The organism is Nocardioides piscis, assembly GCF_011300215.1.
In the GTDB taxonomy this organism is placed as follows: Bacteria; Actinomycetota; Actinomycetes; order Propionibacteriales; family Nocardioidaceae; genus Nocardioides; species Nocardioides piscis.
Window position 1 is genome coordinate 1,247,488 of sequence record NZ_CP049866.1, and the last position, 11,561, is coordinate 1,259,048.

Consider the following 11,561-nt stretch of genomic DNA (forward strand, 5'->3'; position numbering starts at 1 on the left):
AAGGCGTGTGACATCAGGAGGTGGAGTCAGCCCCACCGTCGGCACCGCCGTCGGCACCGCCGTCCGCCCCACCGTCGGCACCGCCGTCCGCGCCACCGTCGGCACCGCCGTCCGCGCCACCGTCGGCACCGCCGTCGGCACCGCCGTCGGCACCACCGTCAGCGCCACCGTCAGCGCCACCGTCGGCACCACCGTCCTGGACGCCGGGAACTCCCTCAGCACCGCCGTCGGCGGGGCCCTCTGTCTCGGACTGGGTCATCTCGTCCTCCTTGCAGATCTGGGCCGCTGGCCCAACGGAGCGGCGCCGGTCGGCGTCGTCGCATTGATGTATATCGGCATCCACAAGCCTTGCCCACCCCCGTGCAGGTAGCCGCTCGCGCAAGGACGAGGAGACGCCCATACCGTGGGCGCATGCGGATCGAAGGAGTGCATCTGGTCGAGGTGACCGAGCCCGCCCCGGCGGGGCCGGTCGACGTCACCGTCACCGACGGGATCGTCACGCAGATCAGCCCCTCCAGCCACCCCGCTCGCGGCTGGCTGATGCCGGGTCTGTGGGACCAGCACGTCCACCTGGGCCAGTGGTCGCTGTCCTCGGCCCGGGTCGACCTGGCGCCGGCGAAGTCCAGCGCCCAGGCGGTGGAGATCGTCCGCGAGCATCTCGCGGAGCGGCCCGACTGGCCGGTCATCGGCTGGGGCCACCGGCCCACCGCCTGGGAGCACCCGCCGGTGGTCTCCGACCTCGACGCCATCGAGACCGACCAGCCGATCGTGCTCATCTGTGGGGACGGCCACCACGGCTGGCTCAACACCCGCGCCCTCCACATGCTCGCGCTGCCGACCCGCGAGGGCGTCGTCGCCGAAGCCGAGTGGTTCATGCTCTACGGCCGGCTCGGGGCAGTGATCGGCGCCGACGGCACCGGCCCGGAGGCCTACCAGCACGCGATGACGGCGGCGGCGGCCCAGGGGATCGTTGGTCTCGTCGACTTCGAGTTCAGCGGTGGGGTCGCAGAGTGGCTCGATCGCTGGGATCAGGGTGCCGACCTGCTGCGCGTCCGGATGGCGACGTACGCCGACGGGCTGGCCGACGTCATCGACCGCGGGCTGCGCACGCGCGACCCGCTCGATCGCGATCCCCGCCTGACGATGGGTCCGCTCAAGATCATCAGTGACGGTTCGCTGAACACCCGCACGGCGTGGTGCTGCGAGCCCTATGCGGAGAAGGCCCTGCTCGGCTTCCCGCACGGCCAGCCCAACCAGACGCCCGAGGAGCTGCGCTCGCTCCTGCGCAGCGCGGCTGGACACGATCTCGAGGTGGCAGTCCACGCGATCGGTGACCGAGCGGTCACCGAGGCGCTGGCGGCGTTCGCCGAGACCGGCGCCCGGGGCAGCGTCGAGCACTGCCAGCTCACCACTCGCGAGGACGTGCGCCGGATGGCCGAGCTCGGGGTGCGGGCGAGCGTGCAGCCTGCTCACCTGCTCGACGACCGTGTCGTGACCGAGCTGCTCTGGCCCGGTCGTGGCGACCGCTCCTTCCCCCTGCGCTGGATGCTCGACGAGGGCGTCGACGTGGTCCTCGGCTCGGACGCCCCGGTGTCTCCGCTCGACCCGTGGCTGGCGATCGCGGCTGCCGTCCACCGTGCGGCTGGCGGCGAGGAGCCCTGGCACCCCGAGCAGGCGATCACCGCGCGCGAGGCGCTGGCCGCCTCGACCGACGGCTGGGGACCGTGGCCGTGGGTCACCCTGGCGATCTCGTGCTGCTCGACGTCGATCCGCTGGCCGGTGACGACGACGCCGCCCATGCCGGACGGCTGCGGGCCATGGGCGACCACGTCCGTCGGACCTGGGTCGCCGGTGAGGTCGTGCACGACGCTGACTGACGTCAGTCAGGCGCGTCCGACCTTGGCTGCGGACGGGGCTACTGCGAGTGGGTGATCACCCAGCCGGCGAGGAAGGTGAGCTCGACCACCAGGGCGGCCGCCGCACCGAGTCCTACGCACACAGCCGCCTTCCGACTGCGACGCCACACCCAGGTCCCAGCCACGAGGGCGACCCCCAACGCGGTCGTGAGCCAGATCCACTGCTCGAACTCATTGGTGGAGAACGTCGGGTGGGACGTGTTCACCAGCCAGTGGATCAGGATCGAACCGATCAGGTGCCCGGTGAAGCCCAAGGCCAGCAACGGCCAGACCCTCACGTTCGACGCGGCAGGCGCGCTTCTGCGAGGCGGGTCCGCGGTCGACACACTGCAGACCCTAGCGGCCGTCAGGCGAGTGCCAGCGTCGCCTCCAGCACGAACTTGGGATCCTCGAGCCGGTCGCCGTACGCCTCACGCAGCTGGCCGACCCGGTAGCGGACGGTCTGCGGGTGGACGAAGAGCTCCTCGGCCACGGCCTCGCGTCGGCCCTGGTTGAGCACCCACGACCGCAGCGTCTCGGCGAGCTTGTCGCGCGTCGACGGTCGCAGGGACGCCAGCGGCGCCAGGACCTGCTCGCGCAGCTCGCCGCGCGTGAGCGGATCGAGGTCGAGGAGCAGCGCAGCCAGATGAGCGTCGGCGTCGACGACTCCGTCGAGCCCGAGGTCCCTGGCCCGCAGTGCGCGCTGGTGGGAGCGGCCGACGTCGAGCCACGGCTTCGCCGGCCCGACCACTGCGCGCGTCCCGCGCAGGGCGCGGAGCAGGCTCTGACGGGCCGTGTCGGAGCCGGTAGTGGGGACGAGCAGGACCGAGGTGCCCTCGGCCACGCCAGCCAGGTCGTCGGTGACGTGCAGGGTGCGCGCATCGACCACCGAGAGGACGTGGGAGACCTGGGACTCCGGCAGGAGAACGGCTGTCAGGGCGCTCGGCGGTTCCCACTCGGCCCGCTCGGCGGCCAGGGCGACGGCAGCCGGAGCGGCACCGGTGACGAGTGCGCGAGCCAGCCGCTCGAGGTTGCGCTGGTGGGCGCGACCGCTGCTCTCCAGCTCGTCGGAGTGCCCGGCCACCGAGGCCGCGGACAGCTCGTCGATGTAGGCGAAGACGAGCTCGGCGAAGCGGGAGAGCTCAGCGGCGCCGCTGCCGGCGTCCACGGCCGACCGGGACATGTCGCGCCACGCCACCCGGGCCCCGATCCGGTAGGCCGCCAGCAACGCCTCCATGCTGCGCCCGGTCCGTGCCTCACCCCGGCCCAGCTGGTAGGCGCCGTCGATGGCGGGGGGCGGCGGACTGCCGGCGTCCTGACGCGTGGCGAGCGTGAGGAAGCCGCCCAGGGCGATCTGCACGGCCTGACGGATCGTGTCGCCCAGGGATCCGGAGAAGGCACGGGCATAGCTGGGCACCTCCTCCACGATGGCGGCGACCGCCTTCTCGGCCACCTCCGGCAGGGCTGCGCGCAGGGCCTCCATCACGACCGGGTCGAGGTCGACCGTGCGGGCTTCTTGCGTTGCAGGGCGCACAGGTCGGTTTGTCACGGCGCCTCCTGGTGAGGGGTTTGTTCGATACGAACAAGAGTCTAGTCCTGATTCACTTTCTCCGGGCAGGAAGTGTGGCCCTTTCTCGACCAGAGTGGAGGTCATGAGCACCATCACTGACCCCGCCCCCTCAGCCACGGTCCGCGGCACCCGCCTGCGCGACCGGATGGTGCGGCTGGCCGAGACGGTGACGACGCCTGTCCTGCCGGCCGACTACCTCGACCTCTTCGCTCCGCTGCGGTCGGGCACCGACCTGCGAGGCCGCATCGAGGAGGTCCGCGCCGAGACGGCCGACGCCGCGACCATCGTGATCCGTCCGGGTGCCGACTGGGCCGGTCACGTGCCCGGCCAATACCTGCGGATCGGGATCGACGTCGACGGTGTCCGCCACTGGCGCGCCTACTCCCTGACCCACGGCCCCCGCGCCGACGGCCGCATCTCGATCACCGTCAAGGCCGTGCCCGACGGGCTCGTCAGCAACCACCTGGTGCACGAGGCTCGCCCTGGCACGCTGGTCCACCTCGACCAGGCCGCCGGCGAGTTCGTCCTGGCCAGCGACCACGACCGCCTCCTGTTCGTCACCGCCGGCTCCGGCATCACGCCCGTGATCGGCATGCTGCGCAACCTCTTCCCGTCCACCGACTCCGGGGTCCTGCGCCTGCCGCGCAGCGCCGATCTCGACATCGTCGTCGTGCACGTCGCGCCCAGCCGCCCGGACTCGATCTTCATCCGTGACCTCGAGGCGCTGGCTGCGTCGGGTGCCATCAAGCTGGTGGCGAGGTATGACGACGAGGACGGCGTCCTCGACGTGACCGACCTGGACTCCTTGGTCCCCGACCTGGCCGACCGTCGCACCTTCGCGTGTGGTCCGGCGGGCCTGCTCGACGCCCTCGGTGCCCACTACGAGACCAACGGCCTCGACCTCACGGTCGAGCAGTTCCGCACCTCCCGTGTCGAGCCCGGCGACGGCGGCACCATCGTGTTCAACGACGGCTCCGACCTGGAGGCCGACGGCGCGACGCCCATCCTCGACGTCGCCGAGCAGTCCGGCGTGCTGATGCCGAGCGGTTGTCGCATGGGCATCTGCATGAGCTGCGTGCTCCCCCTCAAGGAGGGCTCGGTCCGCGACCTGCGCAACGGCGAGATCACCACGGCCATCCCTGGCGAGACCGGGGCGATCAAGGTGCAGACCTGCATCAACGCCGCCGCCGGCTCCTGCCACTTCGACCACTGACCATCCCCCGACCGGAGGAGATCACATGACGACCATCCAGAAGCAGGACACCAACCCGATCGGCCACCTCACCGAGGCCGACATCGAGCAGATCGGCATCGAGCTCGACGCCATCCGCCAGGAGGTCCTCGACAGCCGCGGCGCCGACGACGCGGCATACATCCGCAACCTGATCAGCGCGCAGCGCAAGCTCGAGCTCGGCTCGCGCGCGGTGCTGCTGTTCAGTGCCTTCCCGCCCGCGTGGCTGCTGGGCACGGCGGGTCTGAGCATCTCCAAGATCCTCGACAACATGGAGATCGGCCACAACATCCTCCACGGCCAGTGGGACTGGATGCGTGACCCGAAGATCCACTCCAGCACGTGGGAGTGGGACATGGCGTCGCCCGCGGAGCAGTGGAAGCACAGCCACAACCAGGTGCACCACACCTACACCAACGTCGTCGGCAAGGACAACGACCTCGGCTACGGCATCATGCGCGTGGACGAGGAGCAGCGCTGGGCGCCGTTCCACCTCGGCCAGCCGATCTGGTGCTTCATCAACGCCGTCTTCTTCGAGTACGGCATCGCTGCCTACGACCTCGACCTCGGCGCCGTGATCAAGCGCAAGCAGACCGGTGACCCCGACTTCCGTCGGCGGGCCAAGGACGTCCTGACCAAGATCCGCAAGCAGGCCACCAAGGACTACGTCGCGCACCCGGTGCTCTCGATCCCGACCGGCTCGTTCCTGCCGACCCTGGCGGCCAACTTCACCGCCAACGTCGTGCGCAACCTGTGGTCCAACTCGATCATCCTGTGCGGTCACTTCCCTGAGGGCGTGGAGACGTTCGAGAAGCGCTCCATCGAGGGCGAGACCAAGGGCGACTGGTATGTCCGCCAGATGCTCGGTGCGGCCAACATCTCGGGCTCGAAGGCGCTCCACCTGATGAGCGGAAACCTCTCCCACCAGATCGAGCACCACCTGTTCCCCGACCTGCCGTCCAACCGCTACGCCGAGATCGCGCCCAAGGTGCAGGCCGTGTTCGACAAGTACGAGCTGACCTACCTCGCGCGTCCGCTCATCCCGCAGGTCTACTCCGCCTGGCACAAGGTCGTGCGGCTCTCGCTGCCCAACGACTGGCTCGCGACGACCACCGTCAAGAACGCACCCTCGCAGCTCGGCGTCCTCTACAAGATGGTCACGGGCGGCCGGAAGGCCCGTCGCGCCGAGCAGGCCAAGCTCGAGCAGAAGGCGCGCCGCAACCAGCACCGGGAGATGGCCACCGCCGCCTGATCCCTCTCCACCCACGCTGCTCGCGAACTGGCGGCGGCCGACATCCACGGACACGCTCCGGGTGTCGGCCGCCGCCAGTTGCGGGTGCGCGCGTGGCCGGACGTGACCCACGAACGGTCTAGTCCAGAAGTGAACTGGTTCGCCACGAATCGTCCTCCAGGGTTCCCAATCGCGCCGCGACGCGCCTAGCGTCGAAGCGACCTCCGAGAGGAGCGTCTGGAGGCGCCTCGCCGAAGCGGAGCGCCTCCGCGGGCAGTCATCACGAGCCCGGCTCGGGCCGCGGCCCCTCATCATTCGACACTTGCACGATGCGAACTTGAGGACGCGACGATGCACAAGAAGTCGCCACAGGAAGAACCCTTCGACATGAGCCGGCGCCTGCGGGCTCTGCAGCTGCAGGATCCGTTCGGGTCCTTGGGGCCACGAGAGCCGGACCCAGAACCGGACCCCGAGCCCGCACCGGAGCGTCACCATGTCGAGGCGTGGGGCGGTCGGATGTATGTCCTGGGGGCAAAGGACGGCCCGCAGTTCAAGCCCGCCACCTGGCTGCATCCCCATCCGGTCGACCGGGCTTCCTAGCGTCCACGTCCCCCAGGTGGGTGCGGCTCGCCCGTAGCATCGCCCGGTGATCTGGATCGGCTCGCCCGTAGCATCGCCCGGTGATCTGGATCTTCCTCGGTGTCCTGCTTGCCTGGGTGGCGCTCGGACCGTGGGTGCTCGTCGCCGTGTTTGCGGCCCTGTGCGTGCCGCGGCTGCGGTGGTGGGTCCAGGACCGGTTGTGGATCACCTGGCGCCGAGCGGGGGTGGGCGTCGCCGTACTCGCCGTCATCCTCGGGCTGGTGGTGCTGGTCCCGGACGGCTGGCTGCCGATCCCGCAGTCGCCGGGGTTGCTGGTGACGCCGTCGTACGTCGGACGGCCGGCCTCCGAGCCACCGGTCCAGGTCTCGGCGATCCCGCAGAACCCTCACCTGGCTCGCAACGGCGCCAGCTCCATGCACAACGACGCTGCCGCGTCCGACGCCTATCCGTGGGCGGGTCCGCTCGGTCTGGAGCCCGAGGTCGACACGTCGTGGTTCGGCATCGAGGAATGCGCGACGCTCGCCTTCGACTCGCGGGATCGGCTGATCGCGCTGTGCGGCGACCTCAAGGGGCCGACCATGCACGTCCTCGACCCCGAGACGATGCGGAAGCTCGCGACCAAGGACCTGCCCGACCGGGCGAAGAGTGAGAAGAAGCCGTGGGAGGACCTCTGCGGCGGGGCCTACTTCTATCTCGACGCCGCGGACCGGGCGGTCGTGGCGACCACCGACCGCCGCATCCTGGCAATCAGCACGGCCGACGCCGACGGCGACCCGGACCTGACGACCGACCAGACCTGGGACCTGGCGAAGGCGATCCCCGAGGACGACTGCCTGATCGCACTGCTGCCCGACTGGTCGGGGCATATCTGGTTCGAGACCCAGGACGGTCTCGTCGGCACCGTGGACCCGGCGAGCGGCAAGGTCCGCACGCTCGAACTCGGTGAGGAGATCTCCAACTCGTTCGCCACCGACGAGACCGGTGGCACCTATGTCGTCACCACGCACGCGCTCCACCGCCTCACCGTCGGTCCCGGCGGCGCTCCGGTGGTGGACTGGCGTTCGGAGTATGACCGCGGCTCGGAGAAGAAGAAGGGGCAGCTGAGCCAGGGCAGCGGGACGACACCGACGATCATCGACGGGGGCATCGTGGCCATCACCGACAACGCCGAGCCCAGGATGAACGTCGCGTTCTATGAGCGTTCCAGCGGCCGGGAGATCTGCCGGGCGCCGGTCTTCGACGACGACGCGAGCGCCACCGACAACTCCCTCATCTCCGTCGGGGACGGCGTCATCGTGGAGAACAACCACGGCTACGGCAGCCCGCTCACCACGGTCCTCGGACGCGGGACGAGCCCCGGCCTGGCCCGCGTCGACGTCGCCGGCGGGGAGTGCCGGGTGGCCTGGACGAGCGACGAGGTCGCCCCCTCGAGCGTCGCCAAGGTCTCCCTGGCGACCGGGCTCGCCTACGCCTACACGAAGAAGCCGAACTGGTGGGGCGTGAGCGCCTGGTATCTCACGGCGATCGACGTCGACAGTGGCCGCACTGCCTTCAGCGTCCGCACCGGGACGGGTGTCCTGATGAACAACCACTATGCCGCGATGACGATCGCCCCGGACGGCGCGGCGTGGATCGCCACGCTCGCGGGCCTGGTCCGGGTGCGCGACCGGGCTCCTTCTGACGCGGTCGCGCGAACGACCTCCGGACCGGGCTAGACCACCGTGCGCCCATTGGGGTGGTTGTCGGGCGAACCCATTGCAATCGCGCGATGCAGACCTACAGTCGGCTGAAGCTCTCGTCACCCTCTGGGGGAAGCGCCATGGTCGCAATCGACAGGTTCCGTCTGCTTCTGGCCGCACTCATGGTCGCCGTCGTGGCGATCGCCTTCTCGGCGCATCCGCCCTCCGCGTCCGCAGCCGACACCGCCAGCATCTCCGGCACGGTGACGGACGGGACGGACCCGCTGCCAGGCGTGCTCGTGCAGCTCTACAACAACAGCTATGGCGAATATCGCGACACCGTCACCGCCTCTGACGGGTCGTACTCGTTCACCGGCCTGCCGAGCACGGGGACGGGGGCTTCTACGTCGGGTTCTTCGACACCGAGGGGCTACACCTCAAGGAGTTCTACAACGACTTCTCCCGGATCCTGGATGCGGACTTCATCCAGCTGACGGCCGGCGAAGTCGTGACGGGGATCGATGCCGCGCTCACCCTGGGTGCCCAGATCACCGGCACGGTGACCGGTGGGGCGGGTGGCCTCGACGACGTGATGGTCTATGCCGACCCGGTGGAGGGCACCGACCCCTTCAACTTCGCATCCGCACGAGTGGCATCCGATGGCAGCTACGACATCCGCGACCTCGGCGCCGGAACGTACGAGATCTGCTTCGAGGACGAGGGCAACAACTACCTCGACGAGTGCTTTGACACGACGGTCGACCCGAGCACGCCGGACGCGATCTCGGTCGCCGCCGGCGAGTCGCGAGCCCTGTCCGCAGTGGCTCTCGACCCCGGGGCCCACATCAGCGGCACAGTCACCGGATCCGGAGGCGCTGCCCTGGTCAACGGCGTCTACGTCGGCGTCCTGACCTATGACGCGGAGTGGGACGAGTGGTGGGAGACGGGAAGTGACTGGGTCGAGCCCGGCACGAGCGACTACGACGTCGGGGGGCTGGCGGCCGGCACCCATGTGCTCGAGTTCGACCCCGACGGGGGCGTGAGGGAGTACTGGCAGGACAGGGCCACCCTGGGCGAGGCCGACGAGATCGTGCTCGTCCACCAGCAGGTGGCCTCGGGCAAGAACGCTGTCGTCACCGCGCCGGTGGTCGTGCCCACTCCCACGCCGACGACGACCCCGACGACGACCCCGACCACGACTCCGACGTCCAGTCCGACCACGTCCCCGACGGTCGCGCCCACGGTCGCGCCCACGACCTCGGTCGCACCGGCGCCGACAGCGGCGCCCACGACCACCGCCCCGACGCAGACACAGGTCGCCGCAGAGATCTCCGCGATCCTCGCCGACGTCGCCGTCAAGGGGGCACCCAAGGTCGGCACGACGGTCAAGCTCAAGGGGCTGGACTCGTTCTTCCGCACCACGGTCTCCTACAAGATCCAGTGGTATGCCGGGTCGTCGAAGATCAAGAAGGCGACCAAGCCCAAGCTCGCGCTGACCAAGGCGATGAAGGGCAAGGCCCTCAAGGTCAAGGTCAAGGCGACCTCGAACGGGGTGACCAAGAGCCGCACCATCAAGGTGGGCAAGGTCCGCTGAGCGGGCTAGGGCCAGCGCAGGCCCACGGTCTCCTCGCTGAGCTCCCACAGCCGGCGCTGCACCTCGGGGTTGCGGGCCAGCGCACGTGGCGTGACGACCTGGGGTGTGCCCGAGAGCTGCCCGAGCCCGGAGGGCCCGACGTAGGTCTCGCCGGGGAGGTCGTCCGTGGCAGCCATCAGCGTCGGCCAGGCTCCGGCGTGCGCCGACTGCGAGACCGCCTTGACGGCTGCGTCGAGGATGCTCGCGACGCCGCCGCTCCCGCGTCCGAACTGACCGTTGGCCGCGAGGTGGGTGCCGGAGAAGCCGGGGTGGGCGGCCAGCGCCCGTACCGGCAGGCCTGCCTGGCGGGCGCGCCGGTCGAGCTCGAAGGTGAACAGCAGGTTGGCCAGCTTGGTCTCGGCATAGACGGGCCACCGGCGATAGGGCCGCTCGGCCCGCGGATCCCAGGTGGGAGCCTGCCGCGCCATGCGGTGCATCTGCGAGGACACGGTCACCACGCGGGCATCGCCGCTCGCGACGAGCTGTGGCAACAGGAGCCCGGTGAGCAGGAACGGCCCGAAGTGGTTGGTCGCCATCTGCGACTCCAGCCCGTCCGGCGTCCGGCGCAGGGGTGGGGCCATGATGCCGGCGTTGTTGACCAGGACGTCGATCGCGCCCAGCGGGGCTGCGGCGACGGCCGCAGCGCGGACCGAGCTGAGGTCTGACAGGTCGACGACGAGCTTCTCGAGGGTGCTGCCCGGGGCCTCGGCCAGGATGGCCGCCTCGGTGGCGTCGAGCTTGTCGGCGCTGCGTCCGGCCAGCACCACCCGTGCGCCCCGACGCGCGAGCTCCAGCGCGGTGTAGTGACCGAGCCCGCCCTCGGTGGTGCCGGTGACCGCGATGGTGCGACCGGTCTGGTCGGGGATGTCGTCGAGGCGCCAGCCGGTCACGGCGTCACCGCCAGCTGCTGGACCAGCCGCTGGCCGAGGACCTCGTCGCCGAACAGCTCGACCCGCCCCGCGGCCGGCTGGCGTCGTCCGCCGGCCAGCATGATGAAGGACTCGCGGTCGGTGCGGAGTCCGACGGTCGGGTCGGTCGGGACCTCGTCGAGCAGCTCGCCCCGGCCGTCGGCATTGACCAGCGCGGCGACGGGCGGGTGTCCTTCGACCTCGAGCACGGCCGTCGTCCCGGGCGCTGCCTTGACCCGCCTGACGAGGACGTAGCCGAGGCTCTCGGAGAGGTAGTCGACGACGTGCGCCGCCGCAGGCGTGTCGATGCCACCCGGCATGCCGAGCGCGCGGCGCAGGTCCTGCTCGTGCATCCACACGTCCAGCGGACGGTTGCGCAGGAGGGTGCGGGTGCTCCACCCGATCGCACCGAACAGGCCCGGCGCCGGGGCGTCGGGATCGGTCGGAGGATCCGCGAGCAGCTCGGTGTGCCGGGCGCCGGCACTGGTGCGGATCTCGTTGATGAGCTCGTCGGGTGTCTGGTCGCGCCGTGCCACGACTCCCTGCTCGGTGAAGCGGCCCATCATTCCCCGCGCGTGGGGTGCCTCGCCGATGTCGACCTCCTCGTGCTCGGCGCCGGCCAGCAGCGACTCGAGATGTGCGACGTGGGCTGCGATCGCGCGGACGTCCCAACCGGCCAGGTCCGTCGGGGTGTCCCAGGCGTCGTCGGGGACCTTCTCGAGCAGGGCGGTGAAGTCGTTGATCGCCTCCCACCACACGTCGACGCAGGCACCCAGCTCCTCGGCGGCATCAGTCATGGCGTGAGCCTAGTGGT

The 11,561-nt window shown here is 70.3% G+C and carries 11 protein-coding genes; 6 read left to right on the forward strand and 5 right to left on the reverse strand.

The annotated features are described in order from the left end of the window. Positions 1-13 precede the first annotated feature (13 nt). Positions 14-259, reverse strand: a complete 246-nt coding sequence (locus G7071_RS06145; RefSeq protein WP_166316223.1) for a BatC protein — start codon at positions 257-259, stop codon at positions 14-16. Between the two features lie 152 nt (positions 260-411). On the opposite strand from G7071_RS06145, the gene G7071_RS06150 reads away from it, so the two are divergent. Next, entirely contained in the window at positions 412-1,932 is a 1,521-nt protein-coding gene (locus tag G7071_RS06150) for an amidohydrolase (RefSeq protein ID WP_206062924.1), read from the forward strand. Here the strand turns inward: G7071_RS06150 and G7071_RS06155 are convergent. Both G7071_RS06155 and G7071_RS06160 read right to left on the reverse strand, forming a co-directional pair. Further along, positions 1,916-2,179 (reverse strand): hypothetical protein, encoded by a 264-nt coding sequence (locus G7071_RS06155; protein ID WP_166316226.1) that lies wholly within the window; start codon positions 2,177-2,179, stop codon positions 1,916-1,918. The two genes, G7071_RS06150 and G7071_RS06155, sit on opposite strands and share 17 nt — an antisense overlap. Before the next feature lie 83 nt (positions 2,180-2,262). Further along, complete coding sequence (locus tag G7071_RS06160) at positions 2,263-3,444, reverse strand: RsbRD N-terminal domain-containing protein (protein WP_246210527.1); 1,182 nt, start codon at positions 3,442-3,444, stop codon at positions 2,263-2,265. A gap of 103 nt (positions 3,445-3,547) precedes the next feature. On the opposite strand from G7071_RS06160, the gene G7071_RS06165 reads away from it, so the two are divergent. The 5 genes from G7071_RS06165 to G7071_RS06185 all read left to right on the forward strand — a co-directional run bounded on the left by G7071_RS06165 (position 3,548) and on the right by G7071_RS06185 (position 9,800). Next, positions 3,548-4,678, forward strand: coding sequence for a ferredoxin reductase (locus G7071_RS06165; protein WP_166316232.1), 1,131 nt, complete (start codon positions 3,548-3,550; stop codon positions 4,676-4,678). Between the two features lie 25 nt (positions 4,679-4,703). Next, positions 4,704-5,948 (forward strand): fatty acid desaturase family protein, encoded by a 1,245-nt coding sequence (locus G7071_RS06170; protein ID WP_166316235.1) that lies wholly within the window; start codon positions 4,704-4,706, stop codon positions 5,946-5,948. Between the two features lie 659 nt (positions 5,949-6,607). After that, the gene (locus G7071_RS06175; RefSeq protein WP_166316238.1) at positions 6,608-8,242 is read left to right on the forward strand and encodes a hypothetical protein; all 1,635 of its coding nucleotides are present in this window, start codon (positions 6,608-6,610) and stop codon (positions 8,240-8,242) included. A gap of 104 nt (positions 8,243-8,346) precedes the next feature. Further along, positions 8,347-8,700, forward strand: a complete 354-nt coding sequence (locus G7071_RS06180; protein WP_166316241.1) for a carboxypeptidase-like regulatory domain-containing protein — start codon at positions 8,347-8,349, stop codon at positions 8,698-8,700. A gap of 14 nt (positions 8,701-8,714) precedes the next feature. Further along, positions 8,715-9,800 carry a hypothetical protein gene (locus G7071_RS06185; RefSeq protein WP_166316244.1) on the forward strand — a complete coding sequence of 362 codons (1,086 nt, stop codon included), beginning with the start codon at positions 8,715-8,717 and terminating at the stop codon, positions 9,798-9,800. 5 nt (positions 9,801-9,805) lie between these two features. Here G7071_RS06185 and G7071_RS06190 read toward each other — a convergent pair whose 3' ends face one another. Both G7071_RS06190 and G7071_RS06195 read right to left on the reverse strand, forming a co-directional pair. Further along, a complete protein-coding gene (locus G7071_RS06190; protein ID WP_166316247.1) occupies positions 9,806-10,729 on the reverse strand; it encodes an oxidoreductase in 924 nt (307 codons plus the stop codon). Continuing rightward, positions 10,726-11,544, reverse strand: coding sequence for a maleylpyruvate isomerase family mycothiol-dependent enzyme (locus G7071_RS06195; RefSeq protein ID WP_166316250.1), 819 nt, complete (start codon positions 11,542-11,544; stop codon positions 10,726-10,728). The genes G7071_RS06190 and G7071_RS06195 overlap by 4 nt, the downstream gene beginning before the upstream one ends. Positions 11,545-11,561 lie beyond the last annotated feature (17 nt).

Coding starts and splice junctions, on each gene's coding strand:
- G7071_RS06145 (WP_166316223.1), bottom strand. CDS start 259: ATGACCCAGTCCGAGACAGAGGGCCCCGCCGACGGCGGTGCTGAGGGA.
- G7071_RS06150 (WP_206062924.1), top strand. CDS start 412: ATGCGGATCGAAGGAGTGCATCTGGTCGAGGTGACCGAGCCCGCCCCG.
- G7071_RS06165 (WP_166316232.1), top strand. CDS start 3,548: ATGAGCACCATCACTGACCCCGCCCCCTCAGCCACGGTCCGCGGCACC.
- G7071_RS06170 (WP_166316235.1), top strand. CDS start 4,704: ATGACGACCATCCAGAAGCAGGACACCAACCCGATCGGCCACCTCACC.
- G7071_RS06180 (WP_166316241.1), top strand. CDS start 8,347: ATGGTCGCAATCGACAGGTTCCGTCTGCTTCTGGCCGCACTCATGGTC.
- G7071_RS06195 (WP_166316250.1), bottom strand. CDS start 11,544: ATGACTGATGCCGCCGAGGAGCTGGGTGCCTGCGTCGACGTGTGGTGG.